The 20396-nt window shown below is 67.4% G+C and carries 18 protein-coding genes and 2 pseudogenes; 14 read left to right on the forward strand and 6 right to left on the reverse strand.

The window, feature by feature from the left end; translation table 11 throughout:
* Positions 1 to 98 precede the first annotated feature (98 nt).
* The 5 genes from AC1MLT_RS17870 to AC1MLT_RS17890 all read left to right on the forward strand — a co-directional run bounded on the left by AC1MLT_RS17870 (position 99) and on the right by AC1MLT_RS17890 (position 7700).
* Positions 99 to 1997 carry a bifunctional sugar phosphate isomerase/epimerase/4-hydroxyphenylpyruvate dioxygenase family protein gene (locus tag AC1MLT_RS17870; protein WP_481035432.1) on the forward strand — a complete coding sequence of 633 codons (1899 nt, stop codon included), beginning with the start codon at positions 99 to 101 and terminating at the stop codon, positions 1995 to 1997.
* Between the two features lie 41 nt (positions 1998 to 2038).
* Positions 2039 to 3454: an MFS transporter gene (locus tag AC1MLT_RS17875; RefSeq protein WP_481035433.1), complete on the forward strand. Its 1416-nt coding sequence runs from the start codon at positions 2039 to 2041 to the stop codon at positions 3452 to 3454.
* Between the two features lie 232 nt (positions 3455 to 3686).
* Positions 3687 to 5660, forward strand: a complete 1974-nt coding sequence (acs, locus tag AC1MLT_RS17880) for an acetate--CoA ligase (protein WP_481035434.1) — start codon at positions 3687 to 3689, stop codon at positions 5658 to 5660.
* Between the two features lie 4 nt (positions 5661 to 5664).
* Positions 5665 to 5973: a DUF485 domain-containing protein gene (locus tag AC1MLT_RS17885; protein ID WP_481035436.1), complete on the forward strand. Its 309-nt coding sequence runs from the start codon at positions 5665 to 5667 to the stop codon at positions 5971 to 5973.
* A complete protein-coding gene (locus AC1MLT_RS17890) occupies positions 5970 to 7700 on the forward strand; it encodes a cation acetate symporter (protein ID WP_481035438.1) in 1731 nt (576 codons plus the stop codon). The genes AC1MLT_RS17885 and AC1MLT_RS17890 overlap by 4 nt, the downstream gene beginning before the upstream one ends.
* A 136-nt stretch (positions 7701 to 7836) precedes the next feature.
* On the opposite strand, the gene AC1MLT_RS17895 is transcribed toward AC1MLT_RS17890, so the two are convergent.
* On the reverse strand, positions 7837 to 8865 hold the full coding sequence (locus AC1MLT_RS17895) for a tyrosine-type recombinase/integrase (protein WP_481035440.1): 1029 nt from the start codon (positions 8863 to 8865) through the stop codon (positions 7837 to 7839).
* A gap of 152 nt (positions 8866 to 9017) precedes the next feature.
* On the opposite strand from AC1MLT_RS17895, the gene AC1MLT_RS17900 reads away from it, so the two are divergent.
* Entirely contained in the window at positions 9018 to 9692 is a 675-nt protein-coding gene (locus AC1MLT_RS17900) for a Crp/Fnr family transcriptional regulator (RefSeq protein ID WP_481035441.1), read from the forward strand.
* Positions 9693 to 9713: 21 nt separating this feature from the next.
* Here AC1MLT_RS17900 and AC1MLT_RS17905 read toward each other — a convergent pair whose 3' ends face one another.
* The 3 genes from AC1MLT_RS17905 to AC1MLT_RS17915 form a co-directional block, all read right to left on the reverse strand.
* On the reverse strand, positions 9714 to 10730 hold the full coding sequence (locus AC1MLT_RS17905) for an SDR family oxidoreductase (protein ID WP_481035442.1): 1017 nt from the start codon (positions 10728 to 10730) through the stop codon (positions 9714 to 9716).
* Between the two features lie 232 nt (positions 10731 to 10962).
* Positions 10963 to 11169 (reverse strand): hypothetical protein, encoded by a 207-nt coding sequence (locus AC1MLT_RS17910; RefSeq protein ID WP_481035443.1) that lies wholly within the window; start codon positions 11167 to 11169, stop codon positions 10963 to 10965.
* A 144-nt stretch (positions 11170 to 11313) separates the two neighbouring features.
* Positions 11314 to 11649 carry a hypothetical protein gene (locus AC1MLT_RS17915; protein WP_481035444.1) on the reverse strand — a complete coding sequence of 112 codons (336 nt, stop codon included), beginning with the start codon at positions 11647 to 11649 and terminating at the stop codon, positions 11314 to 11316.
* Positions 11650 to 12056: 407 nt separating this feature from the next.
* Here AC1MLT_RS17915 and AC1MLT_RS17920 point away from each other — a divergent pair, with 407 nt between their 5' ends.
* The 3 genes from AC1MLT_RS17920 to AC1MLT_RS17930 all read left to right on the forward strand — a co-directional run bounded on the left by AC1MLT_RS17920 (position 12057) and on the right by AC1MLT_RS17930 (position 16276).
* Entirely contained in the window at positions 12057 to 12917 is an 861-nt protein-coding gene (locus tag AC1MLT_RS17920) for an MBL fold metallo-hydrolase (RefSeq protein ID WP_481035445.1), read from the forward strand.
* 403 nt (positions 12918 to 13320) lie between these two features.
* On the forward strand, positions 13321 to 14502 hold the full coding sequence (locus AC1MLT_RS17925) for a glycosyltransferase (protein WP_481035447.1): 1182 nt from the start codon (positions 13321 to 13323) through the stop codon (positions 14500 to 14502).
* On the forward strand, positions 14495 to 16276 hold the full coding sequence (locus tag AC1MLT_RS17930) for an ABC transporter ATP-binding protein (protein WP_481035448.1): 1782 nt from the start codon (positions 14495 to 14497) through the stop codon (positions 16274 to 16276). The genes AC1MLT_RS17925 and AC1MLT_RS17930 overlap by 8 nt, the downstream gene beginning before the upstream one ends.
* A 38-nt stretch (positions 16277 to 16314) precedes the next feature.
* On the opposite strand, the gene AC1MLT_RS17935 is transcribed toward AC1MLT_RS17930, so the two are convergent.
* Positions 16315 to 16830 carry a YciE/YciF ferroxidase family protein gene (locus AC1MLT_RS17935; RefSeq protein WP_481035449.1) on the reverse strand — a complete coding sequence of 172 codons (516 nt, stop codon included), beginning with the start codon at positions 16828 to 16830 and terminating at the stop codon, positions 16315 to 16317.
* A gap of 134 nt (positions 16831 to 16964) precedes the next feature.
* Entirely contained in the window at positions 16965 to 18086 is a 1122-nt protein-coding gene (locus AC1MLT_RS17940; RefSeq protein WP_481035844.1) for an MFS transporter, read from the reverse strand.
* 114 nt (positions 18087 to 18200) lie between these two features.
* Here AC1MLT_RS17940 and AC1MLT_RS17945 point away from each other — a divergent pair, with 114 nt between their 5' ends.
* The 5 genes and pseudogenes from AC1MLT_RS17945 to AC1MLT_RS17965 all read left to right on the forward strand — a co-directional run.
* A complete protein-coding gene (locus tag AC1MLT_RS17945; protein ID WP_013521177.1) occupies positions 18201 to 18467 on the forward strand; it encodes a type II toxin-antitoxin system RelB/DinJ family antitoxin in 267 nt (88 codons plus the stop codon).
* Positions 18454 to 18735, forward strand: a complete 282-nt coding sequence (locus tag AC1MLT_RS17950; protein WP_013521176.1) for a type II toxin-antitoxin system YafQ family toxin — start codon at positions 18454 to 18456, stop codon at positions 18733 to 18735. Before AC1MLT_RS17945 ends, AC1MLT_RS17950 begins: the two co-directional genes overlap by 14 nt.
* A gap of 143 nt (positions 18736 to 18878) precedes the next feature.
* Positions 18879 to 19439 (forward strand): recombinase family protein, encoded by a 561-nt coding sequence (locus AC1MLT_RS17955; RefSeq protein ID WP_011239984.1) that lies wholly within the window; start codon positions 18879 to 18881, stop codon positions 19437 to 19439.
* A gap of 2 nt (positions 19440 to 19441) precedes the next feature.
* Positions 19442 to 19702 (forward strand): annotated as a pseudogene (locus tag AC1MLT_RS17960) (DUF4158 domain-containing protein); the annotation flags it as partial.
* A gap of 145 nt (positions 19703 to 19847) precedes the next feature.
* Positions 19848 to 20303 (forward strand): annotated as a pseudogene (locus AC1MLT_RS17965) (DUF4158 domain-containing protein); the annotation flags it as partial.
* Positions 20304 to 20396 lie beyond the last annotated feature (93 nt).

Genomic DNA, 20396 nt, shown 5'->3' on the forward strand with positions numbered 1-20396 from the left:
GGCGGCATTGTGAGGAACCCTTGGGCTTCCTACAGTCGGCGCCATGAAGAAGTTCACGCAAGGTCTTCGCGCCCGCCACGGCGCGACGCAACGCTGAGATGCATCGCAGCGTCGCCACCGTCTCGCTCAGCGGCACCCTGCGCCAGAAGCTGGAGGCCATCGCGGCCGCCGGCTTCGATGGCATCGAGCTGTTCGAAGCCGATTTCATCAACTTCCGCGGCACCGCGGCCGAGCTCGGCGCCATCGCCTCGGACCTCGGCCTGTCGATCGACCTCTACCAGCCGTTCCGCGACTTCGAGGGCATGCCCGAGGCGCAGTTCCGCCGCAGCCTGGAGCGCGCCGAGCGCAAGTTCGACCTGATGCAGGCGATGGGCGCGCCCCTGGTGCTGTGCTGCTCGAACACCTCGCCGCTGACCATCGACGATCCGGAGCTGGCGGCCGCGCAGCTGCGCGAGCTGGCCGAGCGCGCCGCGCGGCGCGGGCTGCGCGTCGGCTTCGAGGCGCTGGCCTGGGGCCGCAAGACCTCGCTCTATGGCCAGGCCTGGGACATCGTGCGGCGCGCCGACCATCCGGCCCTGGGCCTGATCCTCGACAGCTTCCACACCCTGTCGCTCAAGGACGATCCGGCCGGCATCGCCCGCATCCCGGGCGACAGGATCTTCTTCCTGCAGATGGCCGACGCGCCGCTCATGGAGATGAGCGTGCTGCAGTGGGCGCGCCACCACCGCTCGTTCCCGGGGCAGGGCGACTTCGATGTCGTCGACTTCTTCGTCCAGACCCTGCGCGCCGGCTACACCGGGCCGCTGTCGCTGGAGATCTTCAACGACGTCTTCCGCGAGACGCCCAACCGCCGCATCGCGGTCGATGCGATGCGCTCGCTGCTCTACCTGGAGAGCGAGGCGCGCGAACGCCTGGCGGCCCGTCCGGCGCCGGCATCGGTGGCGGTCGAGCTGGCCGCCCCGCCGGCGCTGCCGGCGCTCGACGGCATCACCTTCGTCGAGTTCGCGGCCGATGCCGCCGCCGGCGCGGCGCTGGGCGCGACCTTCGAGCAGTTCGGCTTCCGCCGCATCGGCCGGCATCGCTCGAAGGCGGTGTCGCTCTATCGCCAGGGCGACATCCATCTGCTGATCAACGCGCAGCCGGACTCGTTCGCCAGCGAGCGCTTCGAGGCCCATGGCACCTCGGTCTGCGCGCTCGGACTGCGCACCCCCGACCCGCGCACGGCCGTCGAGCGCGCCGTGGCGATGCGCTCGCAGCGCCACGACAGTCCGACCGGACCGGACGAGGTGGCGATGCCGGCGATCGTCGCGCCGGGTGGCAACCTGCTGCATTTCGTGCCGTCCGCGCTCGGCGCGCGCGGCCTCTACGAAGCCGACTTCATCCTCGACGAGGCCGCCATCGGGCAGCTGGAGGCGGCCGATGCCGGCCTGCGCGCCATCGACCACGTGGCCCTGGGCCTGGCGGTCGACCAGCTCGACACCTGGGTGCTGTTCTCGCGCGCCGTGCTGGGCCTGGAGCCGGCCGACAGCCTGGAGCTGGCCGATCCCTTCGGCCTCATCCGCAGCCGTGGCGTGGCCAATGCCGAGCGCAGCGTGCGCCTGGTGCTCAATGTCTCGCTGAGCCAGCGCACGCGCACCGCCCGCGTGATCGGCGTCACCGGCGGCGGCGCGGTGCATCACGTCGCATTGAGTTGCGACGACATCTTCGAGAGCGTGACCCGGCTGCGCTCCCATGGCGTGCGCTTCGTGCCGATCTCCGAGAACTACTACGACGACCTGCCCACGCGGCTCGACCTGAGCGCATCGCTGGTGGCGCGCATGCGCGCGGCCGGCGTGGTGTTCGACCGCTCCGCGAGCGGCGACTACCTGCACATCTACGCCGAGAGCCTGGAAGGCGAGGGCGTCTTCTTCGAGATCGTCCAGCGCGTGGGCGCCTACGATGGCTATGGCAGCACCAACGCGCCGGCCCGGATGGCCTCCCAGGCCCAGCAGAACTGATTCCTTCCCCCGCTTCCGCCTCACACCTATCGGAGACAACCATGGCGACTTCCGCGACAGAGCACGAGCCTCACGGCAAGCACCAGACCAAGAAAGCCACCGCCAGTGGCTGGATTGGTTCGGCGCTCGAGTACTACGACTTCTTCATCTACGCCACCGCGGCGGCGCTGATCTTTCCGCAGATCTTCTTTCCCAAGGGGGACCCCAAGACGGCCATCATCGCCTCGCTGGCGACCTATGGCGTGGGCTACATCGCCCGCCCGATCGGCGCCGCCGTGCTCGGCCACTGGGGCGACACCCACGGCCGCAAGCAGGTGCTGGTGATCTGCATGTTCCTGATGGGCTTCTCGACCGTGGCCGTGGGCCTGCTGCCGACCTACGACCAGGTCGGCCTGCTGGCGCCGTTCCTCCTGGTGCTGCTGCGCCTGGTGCAGGGCTTCGCGGTGGCCGGCGAGATCTCGGGCGCCAGCTCGATGATCCTGGAGCACGCGCCCTTCGGCCGGCGCGGCTACTTCTCCAGCTTCACGCTGCAGGGCGTGCAGGCCGGCCAGATCATGGCGGCGGCGGTGTTCCTGCCGCTGGCCCACTACATGCCGGCCGAGCAGTTCAACTCCTGGGGCTGGCGCATCCCGTTCCTGCTGAGCTTCATCGTCATCGTGGCCGGCTACATCATCCGCCGCGAGGTCAGCGAGACCCCGGCGTTCACCGAGGTCGATGCCTCCGGCAAGGTGCCCAAGGCGCCGCTGGTGCAGGCCGTGACCGAGAGCTGGGGCGACATGCTGCGTGTGATGGCCTGCTCGCTGATGAACGTGATCCCGGTGGTGACCACGATCTTCGGCGCCGCCTACGCGGTGCAGCCGGGCTATGGCATCAACTTCGAGAAGGACGTCTATCTCTGGATCCCGGTGATGGGCAACATCGTGGCCGTGCTGGTGATCCCCTTCGTGGGCAGCCTGTCCGACCGGATCGGCCGCCGCATCCCGATCATGGCGGGCGCCGTCGGCTCGGGTCTGCTGTCCTTCGCCTACCTCTACGCGATCAGCATCCACAACGTGCCGATGGCGATCGTCTTCTCGCTCCTGATGTGGGGCGTGGTCTACCAGGGCTACAACGCGGTCTTCCCGAGCTTCTATCCGGAGATGTTCCCGACCCGCACCCGCGTCTCGGGCATGGCGATCTCGCAGAACCTGGGCACCGCCGTGACCGCGCTGCTGCCGGCGCTGTTCGTCGCCGTGGCGCCTCCGGGCGCCATGAACATCCCGTTCATGATCGGCTCCATCACGCTGGCCGTGACGGTGGTGGCGGCCATCGGCGCCTTCACGGCGCGCGAGACCTATCGCGTCCACATGCAGGACCTGGGCGACAAGAACGCCGTGCCGGTGCCCGTCGCCGAGTACGAGCGCCTGCGCCAGAAGGCCATCGCCGACGGCAAGCTGCCCGACGTCCGGACCGCCTGACGCGCACCGATCCGTCCCGCTTTGCACGCGATGGCGTCACGCCATCGCCTCGCTCCCCACTCCCGGCCAGCGCCCGCGCTGTGTCCGGGAGTTTTTCTTTTGGGCGCAGCCAATTGATTTCCTCGATCTTGACAATTCGCAAACTGGCGTCCGAATGGGTACTAACACGCCTTGCCAGTCCAGGAGGCTGACACCTAGACTTCTCCGCAATCACAAAATAGCAACATAGGAGATGTCCTTGTCCGATACGCCCTTGACCACCTTTCCGGTCGTCGAATCCATCCAACGCAATGCCTATGTGTCGGGCTTCCCGGCCTACGAGGCGCTGGTGGCCGAGGCCGAGGCCGACCACGGCGCCTATTGGGGTCGTCTGGCACGCGAGTTCGTCGCCTGGCGCACGCCCTTCACCCGCACGCTCGACGACAGCGCCGCGCCATTCTTCAAGTGGTTCGAGGACGGCACCCTCAACGTCTCCCACAACTGCCTGGACCGCCAGGTCGAGCGCGGGCTGGGCGGCAAGACCGCCATCCGCTTCGAGGCCGACGATGGCCAGGTCACGCTGGTGACGTACTCGGAACTGCTCGAGCGCACCTGCCGCCTGGCCAACGCCCTGCGCGCGCGCGGCGTGAAGAAGGGCGACCGCGTGGTGATCTACATGTCGATGAGCGTGGAAGGCATCGTCGCGATGCAGGCCTGCGCGCGCATCGGCGCGACGCATTCGGTGGTCTTCGGCGGCTTCTCCGCGCAGAGCCTGCGCGACCGCATCGAAGGCGCCGGCGCCGTGATGGTCATCACCGCCGACGAGCAGCTGCGCGGCGGCAAGCAGCTGCCGCTCAAGGCCATCGTCGACGAGGCGATCGCGCTGGGCGGCTGCGACTCGGTCAAGGACGTGATCGTCTATCGCCGTACCGGCGGCGACATCGCCTGGCACCCCGGGCGTGATCGCTGGATGCACGAGGAGACCGCGACCCAGCCCGTGACCTGCGAGCCGGAGTGGGTCGGCGCCGAGCACCCCCTGTTCCTGCTCTACACCTCCGGCTCGACCGGCAAGCCCAAGGGCGTGCAGCACTCGAGCGGGGGCTACCTGCTGCATGCGGCGCTCACCACCAAGTGGACCTTCGACCTGCACGACGACGATGTCTTCTGGTGCACCGCCGACATCGGCTGGGTCACCGGCCACACCTACATCGCCTACGGTCCGCTCGCCCTGGGCGCCACGCAGGTGGTCTTCGAGGGCGTGCCGACGTACCCGGACGCCGGGCGCTTCTGGAAGATGATCCAGGACCACAAGGTGACGGTGTTCTACACCGCGCCGACGGCCATCCGCTCGCTGATCAAGGCGGCCGAGGGCAACGCGGCGGTGCATCCCGACCGCTATGACCTCTCCAGCCTGCGCATCCTCGGCTCGGTCGGCGAGCCGATCAACCCGGCGGCCTGGGAGTGGTATCACAAGCACGTGGGCGGCGGTCGCTGCCCGATCGTCGACACCTTCTGGCAGACCGAGACCGGCGGCCACATGATCACGCCGCTGCCGGGCGCCACGCCGATGGTGCCGGGCTCGTGCACCTTGCCGTTCCCCGGCATCACCACGGCCATCGTGGACGAGATGGGCAACGACGTGCCCCATGGCCAGGGCGGCATCCTGGTGGTGAAGAAGCCGTGGCCGAGCATGATCCGCACCATCTGGGGCGACCCCGAGCGCTTCAAGTCGAGCTACTTCCCGGCCGAGCTCAAGGGCTACTACCTGGCGGGCGATGGCGCCATCCGCGACGCGCAGACCGGCTACTTCACCATCACCGGGCGCATCGACGACGTGCTCAACGTCTCGGGCCACCGCATGGGCACGATGGAGATCGAGTCGGCGCTGGTGTCGATGACCGACCTGGTGGCCGAGGCGGCCGTGGTGGGGCGCCCGGACGACACCACCGGCGAGGCGATCTGCGCCTTCGTGGTGCTCAAGCGCGCGCGCCCGACCGGCGAGGAGGCCAAGCAGATCGCCGCCCAGCTGCGCGCCTGGGTCGGCAAGGAGATCGGACCGATCGCCAAGCCCAAGGACATCCGCTTCGGCGACAACCTGCCCAAGACCCGCAGCGGCAAGATCATGCGCCGCCTGCTGCGCTCGGTGGCCAAGGACGAGGCCATCACCCAGGACACCTCCACGCTGGAAAACCCGGCCATCCTCGAACAACTGGCCGAAAGGAACTGACCCCATGGAAGACGTCCTCTTCAAACGCATCTCCAGCGATCCGCGCTACATCGAGCTCAAGCGCAAGCGCACCCGCTTCGGCTGGTGGCTCACCCTGTCCATGATGGTCGTGTACTACGGCTTCATCGTGCTGGTGGCCTTCGACAAGGAACTGTTGTTCCGGCGGCTGGGCGCCGGCGTCACCACCCTCGGCATGCCGATCGGGCTGGCCGTCATCGTCTTCACCGTCCTCATCACCGGCATCTACGTGCGCCGGGCCAACAGCGAGTACGACTCGCTGACCGAACAGATCGCCCGGGGAGTCAAGCAGTGAGAGCATCTTCCCATCGCGCCGTCCTTCCGGCGGCGCTGCTGGCGCTCGCCGCCGCGGTCGCGCCCGTCGTCCACGCGGCTGGCGCCGATCTCGGCCAGCTGCAGAAGCAACCCACCAACTGGACGGCGATCGCGATGTTCGCCGCCTTCGTGGTGGGGACCCTGTTCATCACCAAGTGGGCCGCCGCCAAGACCAAGAGCGCGGCGGACTTCTATACCGCCGGTGGTGGCATCACCGGGTTCCAGAACGGGCTGGCGATCGCCGGCGACTTCATGTCCGCCGCGTCCTTCCTGGGCATCTCGGCGGCCGTGATGGTCGGCGGCTTCGACGGCCTGATCTACTCCATCGGCTTCCTGGTCGGCTGGCCGGTGGTCACCTTCCTGCTTGCCGAGCGGCTGCGCAACCTGGGCAAGTTCACCTTCGCCGACGTGGCGGCCTTCCGCTTCGAGCAGAAGCCGGTGCGCGTCTTCGCCGCCTCCGGCACGCTGGTGGTGGTGGCGTTCTACCTGATCGCTCAGATGGTCGGCGCGGGCCAGCTGATCAAGCTGCTGTTCGGGCTGGAGTACTGGATCGCGGTGGTCATCGTCGGCGCGCTGATGATGGTCTACGTGCTGTTCGGCGGCATGACGGCCACCACCTGGGTGCAGATCATCAAGGCCTGCCTGCTGCTCGCCGGCGCCAGCTTCATGGCCTTCATGGTGCTGCTGCATTTCGGCTTCAGCCCGGAGGCGATGTTCGCCAAGGCGGTCGAGGTGAAGACCGGGCTGGCCCGCGCGGCCGGCAAGACGCCGGAAGTGGCGGCGGCCGAGGGCTTCTCCATCATGGGCCCCGGCGGCTTCATCAAGGATCCGATCTCGGCCATCAGCTTCGGCATGGCGCTGATGTTCGGCACCGCCGGACTGCCGCACATCCTGATGCGCTTCTTCACCGTGCCCAACGCGAAGGAAGCGCGCAAGTCGGTGCTGTGGGCGACCACCTGGATCGGCTACTTCTACATCCTGACCTTCATCATCGGCTTCGGCGCCATCACCTTCGTGCTGACCAATCCGGAGTTCCTCGATGCCAAGGGCGGCTTGCTCGGTGGCGGCAACATGGCGGCGGTGCACCTGGCCAAGGCGGTCGGTGGCAACGTGTTCCTGGGCTTCATCTCGGCCGTCGCCTTCGCCACCATCCTGGCGGTGGTGGCCGGGCTGACGCTCTCGGGCGCCTCGGCGGTGTCGCACGACATCTACGCCACGGTCATCAAGAAGGGCCAGGTCGACAGCAAGTCGGAGCTGAAGGTCTCGCGCATCACGACGGTGGCGCTGGGCGTCATCGCGGTGGTGCTGGGCATCGTCTTCGAGAAGCAGAACATCGCCTTCATGGTGAGCCTGGCCTTCGCGATCGCCGCCTCGGCCAACTTCCCGGTGCTGCTGATGTCGGTGCTGTGGAAGGACTGCACGACGCGCGGCGCGGTGATCGGCGGCTTCCTCGGCCTGATCTCCTCGGTGGTGCTGACGATCGTCTCGCCAGCGGTGTGGGAGGCGACATTCGGCTATCCGAAGGGCTCGGCGCTGTTCCCCTACGCGTCGCCGGCGCTGTTCTCGATGACCATCGGCTTCGTCGGCATCTGGCTGTTCTCGATCCTGGACCGGAGCCCGCGCGCCGCCCAGGACCGCGATGGCTTCCTGCCGCAGCAGGTGCGATCGGAGACCGGTATCGGCGCCTCCGGGGCATCGGGCCACTGACCGGACCACGGCCGGCGGCGGCCTGACGCCACGGTCCAAGGCCCCGGGGGGCGACGGCGGAATCGTTCCGCGTCGCTCCACTGGGGCCTTGTCACGTCCGGACCACGTCCGGACGACGGATGCGCCGGCGTGGGCCTCAGACGACGTCGACGGGCGAGGTCAGGACGCGCCGGTAGCGATCCATCGACGCCGGATCGACGCCGAGCCAGCGCGCGACCGTCACCGGATCGACGCCGCGGCGCAGCTGCCGTAGGGCGAAGGTGTGGCGCAGCTGGAACGAGCCGCCTTCGCTGCGGTCGAGTCCGGCGTCCTCCAGCACGCCCATCGCGCAGCGGTACTGCGCCTCCTTGGGCCAGGGGCGCCCCGAGCGCGTGGCGGGGAACAGGACATCGCCCTGGATCCGCGCCGCGACCCGCACCTGCAGCCAGTACTGGAGCAGTTCGGCGGCCCAGGGGGCCAGGGGCGTCTCGCGCGCGGTCGAGCTGCCGTTGCCGGGCACCGCGATGCGGCGCGGGCGCGGCCGGGCGTCATCGTTCGACACGATCGGGGAAGCGAGCGTGAGCGCGCGGATGTCGCCCGGCGTCAGTCCACCACCGAGCTGCAGGGCCACTGCCGTGCGGTCGCGCAGTTCCTGCCAGGTGAAGGCGACGTGGCTGTCGCGCCGCGAGGGCGAGAGGCCGGGGCGCGGCCGGGCGCTGGAGACGAAGGCGATCAGGTAGCGCGCCTCGGCGACGGTGAGGAATTCCGGCAGCGGATCGCCCTGGGCCGCATCGGCGAAGCGCACCTCCGGCCGCGAGGCGATCCAGTCCGCCGCCGCCGTGTTGGGGGATGTGCCGGTGCGGCGCGCGTGGTGGGTCAGGACGCGATCGACCAGGCGCACCAGCCGCAGCGCATGGCGCGGCGACAGCGAGAGATCGGTGTTGCGGCGGCCGAAGCGCGCCGCCTGGAAGGCCTGCAGGTGTTCCAGCGTCAGCGCGGACATCGGCAGGGGCGGAACGCGGGCGAGGCACCACGCCATGAAGGCATCCCACATGTCGCGATACACCTGGACCGAGGCCGGCTGCTGCAGCGCGCCGGTCGCGCGCTTGTCGCGCAGCCAGGACTCGAACGCCGTGCGGTAGGTCTCCTCGACCGGCGTCTCTTCGAAAAGGGAGGGAGTGAACATGCGATCAGATTAACGCGCAACCGGGGCCCGTCGGCGCCAGCGGGAGATCATTTGCGCGCCCCGCGTTCCCAAGCCCGCCGGCGCCTGATACAAACGGACCCTTTCATGACTCCGGCGCACGGGCGTTCCGCTCCCGCACGCCGACCGTGGCGATGACCATCCTCTCCAATCTGGATCTGCTCCTGCGCGTGCCCCTGTTCGCGTCGCTCACGCCGACGCAGGCTCAGGTGGTGGCCGAGGCCATCGTCAAGAAGCGCTATCGCAAGCGCGAACTGATCGTGGAACAGGGCAAGTCGTCCGATGCGCTCTACATCATCCTGACCGGGCGCGCCCAGGTCCTGAGCACCGATGGCAAGGGACGCGAGGTCATCTTCTCGCTGCTCCAGCAGGGCGACTACGTCGGCGAGATGAGCCTGATCGACGACGAGCCGCATTCCGCCACCGTGCGCACCGAGACCGACTGCGACGTGCTGCGACTCGATCGCGAGGCATTCTGGCACTGCCTGCCCGATGCCTCGTCGATGACGCACAACATCATGCGGGTGCTGGTGCAACGCCTGCGCGCGGCCGATCGGAAGATCGAATCGCTGGCATTAATGGACGTGCATGGCCGCATCGCCCGGCTGCTGATCGACTTCGCCGTCGACGACGGGCAGGGCACGCTGGTGATCCGCGACCGCATCTCGCGCCAGGACCTGGGCAAGATGGTCGGCGCCTCCCGCGAGATGGTCAGCCGCGTCATGAAGTCGCTGGAGGACCGGGGCTTCGTGCAGACGCTGGAGGATGGTTCGATGCTGATCCGCGAGAACGTCGTCTTCGCCAACTGAGCGGCGATGCCGACGGCCGGCTCAGCGTCGCCGGGGCGAGCGCGTCGCCCAGACCAGCAGCGCCACCGCGCCGACGGCCATCGCCACCTTCGAGGCCTGGACCGAACTCAGGCTGCGCGCGGCGCGGAATCCGCCATCGATGGCGGTGCCGTGCGAGGGCTCGTAGAGGTTGCCATCACCACCCTCGATGGGCGTCGCCCGCTCCAGCGCGCGCCCGGTAATCCACATCATGGTCTTGCCGACCCAGGATGGCGCGATCATCTGCGCCACGATGCCGGGCCATGAGGGCGCGCCGACATACACCTTGTCCTGCGGCCGATAGGCCAGCGACACCGCCACCGAGGCGATGCGTCGCGGATCGATCAGCGGCGGTGGCGGCTTCAGCCGGCGTCCCGTGTAGTTGGCGCCATGCGTGATGCCGGGGGTGTCGACGAAGGTCGGGTAGATCTCGCAGACCTGGATGCCCGGCGTCGCCGACAGTTCGGCCCGCAGGGCCTCGCTGAAGCCGCGCAGGCCGAACTTGCTGGCCGAGTACGCGGTGGCATAGGGGGAGGGCACCCAGCCGCCGAGCGAGATCATGTTGATCAGCGTGCCACTGCCCTGGCTGCGGAAGTGCGGCAGGATCGCATGCGCGCCGTGCATGTGGCCGAGCAGGTTGGACTCGATGACGCGGCGATGCGCCTCGATCGGCGTCTCGTCGAACAGGCCCACCGCGCCGACGCCGACATTGTTGAACCAGACATCGACATGTCCGAAATGCGCGATCGCATGGTTGGCCAGCGCGCGGACCGCGGCCGCGTCGGTGACATCGGTAGGCACCACCAGCGCCCGGCCCCCGATGGCCTCGCAGGCCTCGGCGATCGGCTGCAGGGTGTCCTCGTCGCGCGCCGCCAGCACGACGTGATGCCCGCGCTCGGCGAAGGCGAGGGCGGTCGCGCGGCCGATGCCGCTGGAGGCACCGGTGATCACCACCACCTTGGGCGCGAACCATTGTCTGGCCAGGGCGGCCGATGTGAGAGGTCTGGCGTCGAGATCCATGAGTCTTCCGTTGGTCTGTCGAAAAAGGAAAAGCGGTCATCGCTGCGGGGTGGGAGGCAGCCGGTGGACCGGACCGCCTCGAGCGCATCGACATGCTTCGCGATCGTCCGGAACCAGCCGGACGGGTTGTTCGACACTGTCCAACGGAAGCATCACGGCCCGCTGTAGGACGCCTTTCGATCTTCGGGCAGGGCTGCCGCGCGCCAGGGCCGGCCTTGCGGAGAGCGGCAGGCTATTTGCGTGTCTTGCGCATGCGCGCGCGGATCGCCAGATAGCCGGCCGACCAGGCGGCGGCGGCGTCCCGATGAGGCTCGCTGAACTGCTGCGGCACGTAGCTCAGCAGATCGTCCGACGAGGATTCCTCTTCAAGAAGGATCCAGTGGAATTCGCCTGCTTCCAGTTCCTTGACCGCCAATGCCAATGAAAAATTAGTGCTCATGGTCTACAGTGATCTTGAAAGCATTAATTTTTCTTCTTAAGTATTCAGCGACCTAGGCACCTGTGCACAGATAGCCCATCCGGCAATGAGTCAATCGGTGGAAACGAGAAAAATTTTGGATCGCTGGGTTACGGAACCGGGAACTCATGACTCGTCGTCGGCCGTGATCGACGCGTGCCAGGTGGCGTAGGGCGTGGTGTGGACCATGTGCCGATTGAGGTCGGGCGCGCCATCGTCCCACCAGACCGGACCTCGTTCACCCAACTGGTGCTTGGCTTCGTCGACCTGATCGCGCGCCAGACGCAGGGCGATCGGATCGTCCCGGCGCCGCGCGTCACCGACAGCCCGGCGGGCCCGCATCAATGCCGCGACGTGCCGGGTTTTCTCATCGACGGACAGGCCGGGATTGGTGGCGCGCCACAGGCGGTCGCGCACCACGATGTAGCGGCCGTCTGGCGTATGGAGCACTGGATCGGACATGCCGTCAATTTAGCGCAAAGCGAAGGAGTGACCGTCACGATGCCTGATTTTGTTTTAGGCTAACGGCTCGCGTTACTTTAGCTTTAGGGTTCACGGCGACTAAAGTAGCAGATGAGAGCTGGATTGAGTAGCTGAGCGTTGTGAGGCAATGAATATGAACCAAAGATAATGAATTAGCGTTAGCTTAAATTAGTTATTTCAAGATGTGTATCGAAAGGTCGAAACGATTCGTCGTCAGTCTGGACCGGAGCAGTCCGTGTCTCAAAGGGCACTGATCAAGGCCGTCATCCCCCGACCGATATCATCAATACAATAAAGCTTATGTTAAGTTTAATCGATGCGGGGCGGCAGGTGGGCACGTCACGTGCCACGCCCATGGGATCGGTCTTCCCACCCTGTCGTCCACCATGCGAATCCATCACCTCAACTGCATCTGCGCCTGTCCACTCGGCGGCCGTCTCATGGACGGCCGTTCTCCCTCCGTGTTCCAGCGAGGCTCGCTGTGTTGCCATTGCCTGCTGGTCGAGACCGACACGGGCCTGTGCCTGATCGATACCGGCTATGGGCTGCAGGACGTCCGGCATCCGGCGTCACGCCTGAGTGGATTCTTCCTGCGGCTCATGAGTCCCGATTTCCACGAGGACATGACGGCATTGCGGCAGATCGAGCGTCTGGGCTTCGAAGCCTCGGATGTCCGGCACATCGTCCTGACGCATCTGGACTTCGACCACGCCGGCGGGCTCGACGACTTCCCGCGGGCAGTCGTGCATCTGATGGCCCGTGAGCGCGACGACGCCATGGCCCAGCGTGGCTGGCTGGATCGTCAGCGCTACCGGCCGGCCCAATGGTCGTCACGCCCGCGCTGGCGTGTCCACACCCCGCTGCGAGGCGAACCCTGGCACGGTTTCGACTGCGTGCGTGATCTCGCGGGTCTGCCGCCGGAAATCCTCATGGTGCCGTTGCCGGGCCATACGAACGGACACGCGGGTGTCGCGATCCGCACCGACGACAACTGGTTGCTGATGGCGGGTGACGCCTATTTCCATCATCTCGAGATGGACTGGACCGCGCCACGGTGCACGCCCGGCCTGCGCCTCTACCAGACCCTGATGGAAAAGGATCGCGGCGCGCGACTGCGCAACCAGCGTCGCCTGCGTGAGCTGGCCCATGCGCAGGCCGGCCGCGTCACCGTGATGTGCGCGCACGACAACAGCGAGTTCGAAGCGCTCGCCCAGCGGTCGATCCACGAGCCGGTTCCGGGCGGCTGAGCGATCCGCCGGCCGCGCTAGCGACCAGGGCGCCCGTGACCATGGCCATGGGACATGGCGGCAGCGTGGCACGTGGATTGCCATGAAGGATGGAGCGTCATGGCGCCGCCATGACGCATCGTTCTTGCCATCCCCGCAGCCCGTGTGAACATCCGATCGCCCTTCCGTCCGCCCGCCCTCCCTCCTGGCACGCCCCGCTCCGGATGCGTTTCGCCGCCGCCGGCCGCAAGTGGAATTTATTGCCGCCGACCTTGCCGTCCGCCTTACCGGTCCGCCGACCGACCGCCGCGCCGCCGGCACCCGCGCGCCCATCGCGCGAGCGGCCCGGGCCCGCCCGTCACCCATGCGCATCGCTCGACGCCGTCCTTCTCCCCCTCATTCCCTGCTCCGCCGGAGCCTCGTCATGACCACACTCATCGTCTTTTCCCATCTGCGCTGGAATTTCGTCTACCAGCGTCCCCAGCAGCTGCTGTCGCGGCTGGCGCGGCGCTTCCCGGTGGTCTTCCTGGAGGAGCCGATGCAGGGCGCCGCAGCGGACACGCTGGAATGTCTGTACCCTTGCGCGGGCGTCGAGGTGCTGCGGCCGCATCTGCACGGTGGCGCGTCCGGCTTCCATGACGACCACATCCCGACCTTGCGGATGCTGCTCGCCCACCACCTCGAGACCCACGCGATCAACGACTACTGGCTCTGGTTCTACACCCCGATGGCGATGCCGCTGGCCACCGGCCTGCCCGCTGGCGGCGTGGTGTACGACTGCATGGACGAACTGGCGGCCTTCCGTCATGCGCCGCGCCAGCTGCTGCAGCGCGAGAACGCGCTGTTCCGGCAGGCCGACCTGGTGTTCGCCGGCGGCCAGAGCCTGTACGAATCCAAGCGCGACCGCCACGCGGCGGTGCATTGCCTGCCCAGCAGCGTGGATGCGGCCCACTTCGCGCCGGTCGCCGGCGCGGCGGCGCGCGCGCCGGCGACCGGGCGCGCGGATGCGCCGCGCATCGGCTACTACGGCGTCATCGACGAGCGCATGGACCTCGAACTGATCGATGCCCTGGCACGCGCGCGTCCGGACTGGGACATCGTGATGGTCGGTCCGGTGGTGAAGATCGACCCGGCCAGCCTGCCGCGATCCGCGAATCTCCACTGGCTCGGGCAGCGCGACTATGCCGAGCTGCCGGCGCTGGTCGCCGGCTGGGACGTCTGCATGATGCCCTTCGCGCTGAACGAAGCCACGCGCTTCATCAGCCCGACCAAGACGCTCGAATACCTGGCGGCCGACAAGCCGGTGGTGAGCACGCCGATCCGCGACGTGGTGGAGCCCTACGCCGGCGTGGTGGCCATCGCCGCCACGCCGGCGGAGTTCGTGGCGGCCTGCGAACGCGCCCTGGCGCGCACGCCCGGGGAACGGCGCGCGGACGCCGACGCGCGCACGTCCGTGGTGGCTGGCACGTCCTGGGACAAGACGGCCGCCCGCATGATCGAGCTGATCGACGAGGTCCGTGCACGCCGCCGGCGCCACGCGGCGCGTGGAAGCGTGCAGCAGGCATCGCCGCTGCCGCCCGCCCGACCGGCTTCCGCAGTTGCCTGATTCCGCCGTCGTCCCGTTGCCGATCCGCCCGGGGCGCTTCCTGTGGCGCTATGCGCGGCGTCGGCCCTGGCTCTTCGGCGTCTTGCTGCTGCTGATCGTCACCGCCGCCGCCTGTTCGGTCGGCGTGCAGTACGGCATGAAGCTGATCGTCGACACCATGACGCTGGACGACCGCGCCAGCGATGCCATCTGGCACTGGCTCGCGCTGTTCGTCGGCCTCATCGCGGCGGAAAGCATCTGCTGGCGGCTGAGCGGGTGGCTCGGCTGCCGCGCCGTGGTGGCGACCGGCGTCGACGTCCGGCTGGACCTGTTCGCCCACCTGTCGGGCCACTCGATCGACTACTTCTCGCAGCACATGGCCGGCTCGCTCGGCAGCCGGGTGACGGCGACGGCCGGCGCCACCGGCGCGGTCTACAGCACCCTGATCTGGAAGATCCTGCCGCCGTGCGTCGACTTCGTGGGCGCGGTGATCGTGCTGCTCACCATCGACGGCCGGATGGCCCTGGCGCTGATCGGCTTCGTCGCCGTGGTCGCCGCGATGATGAGCCTGTTCGGCCATCGCGCGCGGCCGCTGCAGCAGCATTTCGCGCGCGAGGCGGCGCGGGTCGGCGGCGCGCTGGTGGATGTCGTGTCGAACATCTGGACCGTCCAGGCCTTCTCGGCGCGCCAGCGTGAATACGAGCGGCTGCGCCTGGCCTTCGGACTGGAGGCGGACGCGCAGCGCCGGGGCTGGCTCTACCTGGAGAAGGCCCGCGCGCTGCACGACCTGTGCCTGTGGCTGATGGCCGGCGGCATGCTGGTCTGGGCGGTCGAGGGCTGGCGCTCCGGCGTCCGTCTGCCGGGCGACGTGGTGGTCATCAGCGCCCTGACCTTCCGCATCCTCCACGGCTCGCGCGATCTCGCGCTGTCGCTGGTCGACGCGTCGCAGCAGCTGGGCGTGATCGCCGACATGCTGGGCGTGGTCGCGGTCGCGCACGACGTGGCCGACGGCCGTGACGCCGTGGCGCTGCGCCCGCCGCACGAGGCCGGCGCGGGTCGCATCGCGCTGGAGGATGTCGCCTTCTCCTATCCCGGCGGCGGCGCGCCGATCTTCGAGCATCTCGATCTGGCGATCCCGGCCGGCCAGCGCGTCGGCGTGGTCGGTCCGTCGGGCGCCGGCAAGTCGACGCTGGTGCGTCTGATCGCCCGCATGGCCGATCCGGATGCCGGTCGCGTCGTGCTCGACGGCCAGGACGTCGCCGGGCTGCGCCAGGACAGCCTGCGCCAGGCCATCGCGGTGGTGCCGCAGGACGTCAGCCTGCTGCATCGCAGCGTCATGGACAACCTGCGCTATGGCCGCCCCGATGCCAGCGACGCCCAGGTGCTGGCGGCCGCCAGGGCGGCGCACTGCGACGAGTTCATCCGGCCCCTGCCGGCGGGCTACGACACGCTGGTGGGCGAGCGCGGCATGCGCCTGTCGGGCGGCCAGCGCCAGCGCATCGGCATCGCGCGCGCCATGCTCAAGGACGCGCGCGTGCTGCTGCTCGACGAGGCCACCTCGGCGCTCGACAGCGAATCGGAAGGCCGGATCCAGCGCGCGCTCGAACGCGCGATGCACGGGCGCACGGTGGTCGCCGTGGCGCACCGGCTGTCGACCGTCGCCGGCTTCGACCGCATCCTGGTCATGGTCGCCGGCCGGATCGTGGAGGACGGCACGCCCGACGCGTTGCGCGCCCGGGGTGGCGTCTATGCGCGGCTCTGGGCGCTGCAGGCCGGCGGTTTCGAGACGGAGTGACCCGGTCCGGCCCGGCCTGACGCGACCCGGCACCGGGCTCAGGCGGCGGCCGGCTGCTCGCTCGTCGCTCCGGCCTGCTCGTTGACGCCGCCCTCGGCCAGCCGGGTCAGGCGCTGGTCGGCGGTGAGCTCCTCCTGCAGCGTGTTGCCGAGGATGCCCTTGGCATCCAGGAACCCGAGCTGCTTGGCCAGCTCGGCCAGCGTGCCGTAGCTGGCGATCTCGTAATGCTCGACCTTCTGCGCCGCGGCGATCAACGCCACGTCCAGCACCGGACCGGGCTCGATCTCGTCGATCACCTCCTGCGCCTCTTCGACGAGGCCCTCCATGGCCACGCACTTCATGCGCTTGAGCTTGATCTGGCACGACTCGACGACGCGATCGATGCGCTCGACCTGGCCGCGGGTCTCCTCCAGATGGCTCGTGAAGACCTCGGCCAGCGCGGGATGGGTGGCCGCGCGCGCCATCTTGGGCAGCGCGCGCACCAGCTGCTTCTCGGCGCTGTAGGTATCGGAGAGCAGATGGATGAAGACATCCTTGAGTGTCTTGCGGGGCATGGTCATGACTCCTGGGGAAGGGGATGGAAACGAGGGAAGGGAACGGGCACGAGGGGCCCGCCCACGGGACCGGCAAACCGCGTTCCCGGGCCCGCCGCCTCCGGTCGACCCGCCCCGCCCCGCGCCGCGCCGGCTCAGCGGTCCAGCGCGCGCCGCGACAGCGACAGCACGATCGCGCCGCCGACCAGCAGGCTGGCGGCGATGACGAACAGTCCGTTGTTGGTGCTGCCCGTGGTGTCCTTGATCCAGCCGACGATGAACGGGCTGACGAAGCCGGCGAGATTGCCCACCGAGTTGATCAGCGCGATGCCGGCCGCCGCGGCCGCGCCGCCCAGGAAGGCCGGCGGCAGGCACCAGAACTGCGCCAGCCCGGTGAGGATGCCCATGGTGGCGATGGTCAGGGTGACGATGGCCCACAGCGGCGTCTGCGGCACCAGCGTGCTGGCCACCAGGCCGACCGCGCCGGCGACCGCCGGGATGGCGATGTGCCAGCGCCGCTCACCCGTGCGGTCGGAATGGCGGCTGGTCCAGATCATGCAGGCCACGGCGGCGGCGTAGGGAAGCGCCACCAGCCAGCCGATCGTCGCCGGATCGGAGATGCCGGAGGCCTTGACCAGCGACGGCAGCCAGAAGCCGATGCCATAGAGCCCCATGATGAAGCCGAAATACGCCGCGCTCAGGATCCACACCTTCGGATTGCGGAAGGCGCCCAGCGCCGAATGGCTCTCCGCCTTCGCCTGGCCGGCATCGACGTTGCGCTGGAGCATGCGCTTGTCCTCCGCGCTCAGCCAGCGGGCATCGCCGATGCGGTCGTCGAGGAACTTCAGGATGACGACGCCCAGGATCAGCGAGGGCACCGCCTCCAGCAGGAACAGCCACTTCCAGCCCGCCATGCCGGCCATGCCGTCGAAGCCCTTGAGGATCCAGCCCGACAGCGGTCCGCCGATGACGCCGGCCATCGGGATGCCGGTCATGAACAGCGAGGTCACCTTGGAGCGCCGCTCGGGCGGATACCAGTAGGTGAGGTACAGGATGATGCCGGGGAAGAAACCGGCCTCGGCCACGCCCAGCAGGAAGCGCATGACATAGAACATCGTCGGCGTCGTCACGAACATCATGCAGCCGGAGATCAGGCCCCAGCTGATCATGATGCGGGCGATCCAGCGCCGCGCGCCGAAGCGATGCATCAGCAGGTTGCTCGGCACCTCGAAGACGAAGTAGCCGATGAAGAAGATGCCCGCGCCCAGGCCGTAGATGGGGTCGTCTCAGAAAACGGACAACAAAGCACGGTAAGCAAACCGGCATTGCCCTTAAGCTGTAGTCACATTGCGACTACAATAGAGCCTCTGAAACCTTCAAGGGAAATGACCATGAGCACCGCCGATACCTATGTCCGCGCTCGCATCGACACCAGCACCAAGGAGCGTGCCGCTGATGCGCTCGAAGCAATGGGGTTGTCCATCTCTGACGCCATCCGCTTGCTGATGCTGCGCATTGCTGATGAGCGCCGGATGCCCTTCGATGTGAAAGCCCCTAACGCCACCACGCGCAAGGCCATTGCCGAACTTGAGGCTGGGAAAGGCAAGCGTTTCGCCAGCGTTGATGACCTGATGGCAGACTTGCATGCGGACGATTGATCGCGCCTCAGCCTTCAAACGCGACTACAAGCGCGAGGCCAAGGGCCAGCATCGGGCTACGCTCGATAGCGATTTGAAGCCCGTTCTCGTGGCCCTGGCGACCGATCAGCCGCTTGACGCAAAATTCCGCGATCACGACCTGAGCGGCGACTGGGCAGGTTATCGGGAATGCCACGTCAAGCCCGACCTGCTGCTGATCTACCGCAAGTCGGATGCCGACACTCTCCGACTGGCACGGCTTGGCTCGCACAGCGAGCTTTTCGGTTGAGCCTGTCCGATTGAAGTATACCCTAACCGGATGTCAGGGTAGACTGCCTCACAACGTCAGAATAGAGTCGGTTGTGTTATTTATTGACACTAGCTGAAAAAGGTCATAGATTTCTTCCTGACATTTTCGTCCAGGGAGGCATCTTGCAGGGTCAACGCATCGGCTACGTCCGGGTCAGCAGCTTCGACCAGAACCCGGAACGGCAACTTGAACACGTCGAAGTCGGCAAGGTGTTCACCGACAAGGCGTCGGGCAAGGACACCCAGCGGCCCGAGCTTGATTCGCTGCTGGCCTTCGTGCGCGAAGGCGACACCGTGGTGGTTCACAGCATGGATCGCTTGGCGCGCAACCTCGATGACTTGCGCCGCCTCGTGCAAAAGCTCACCAAGCGCGGCGTGCGCATCGAGTTCGTCAAGGAGAGCCTGACCTTCACCGGCGAGGATTCGCCGATGGCGAACCTGATGCTGTCGGTCATGGGGGCGTTCGCTGAATTCGAGCGGGCCTTGATCCGCGAGCGGCAGAGGGAAGGCATCGCGCTCGCCAAGCAACGCGGAGCCTACCGGGGCCGCAAGAAAGCGCTGTCGCCCGAACAGGTAGCCGATCTGCGGCAGCGGGCCGCCGCCGGCGAACAAAAAGCGAAGCTGGCCCGCGAGTTTGGTGTCAGCCGGGAGACCCTGTATCAATACTTGAGAGCGGATCAGTAAATATGCCACGTCGTTCCATTCTGTCCGCCGCCGAGCGGGAAAGCCTGTTGGCGTTGCCGGATACCAAGGACGACTTGATCCGATACTACACGTTCAGCGATACCGACCTCTCCATCATCCGGCAACGGCGCGGGCCTGCGAACCGCTTGGGCTTTGCAGTTCAGCTCTGCTACCTGCGCTTTCCCGGCATCCTCCTTGGCGTCGATGAGCCGCCGTTTCCGCCCTTGCTGAAACTGGTCGCCGACCAGCTCAAGGTCAGTGTCGGGGTCTCCTCGTTTTCAGTGCAATAAGTGACGGTACGCAAAGCTAGCACTGGCGCGGGGGTGGTCTGGGTAGACCGTTGATTTCATTGACTTTCCTGTTCGCTTTGTAAACGGGTATGGTGGCCTCCCACTTTTGAGGTTCACGATGCAGGGTTGGCACACAACGTTTTTGGGGATGCGTGGGCTCCCCCGCGATATCAGCGACTTCGAGATGAAGGCATTTTTCACCTTCGATGGTGCCGAGCGCGACGCAATCAATGCACGCCGAGGTGATTCCCACAAGCTTGGTCTGGCGCTCCATATTGGTTTCCTGCGCATGAGTGGGCGTTTGCTCGGTGCCTTTCGGGTAATTCCAGTAGCCTTGTGGCGCCACCTTGGCAACGAGCTTGGCATTGCAGCACCAGAAGTCGCCTCGCTGAGAGCCATGTATGAACGCGGGCGCACGCTATTCGATCACCAACAAGTAGCCTGCACGGTCCTTGGATTCCAGTGGATGAGCGAGCACCAGCGCCGCTCACTGGTACGTGAACTGCGCGACGAAGTGGCGCGCTGCGCCGACCGCGATCAGCTACTCGTGCGGGCGCGTCAATGGCTGTACAAGGGGTCTCCTCGTTTTCAGTGCAATAAGTGACGGTACGAAAAGCTAGCACTGGCGCGGAGGTGGTGTTGGTAGATCGTTGATTTCATTGACTTT

The organism is Variovorax sp. PEI5 (genome assembly GCF_056679935.1).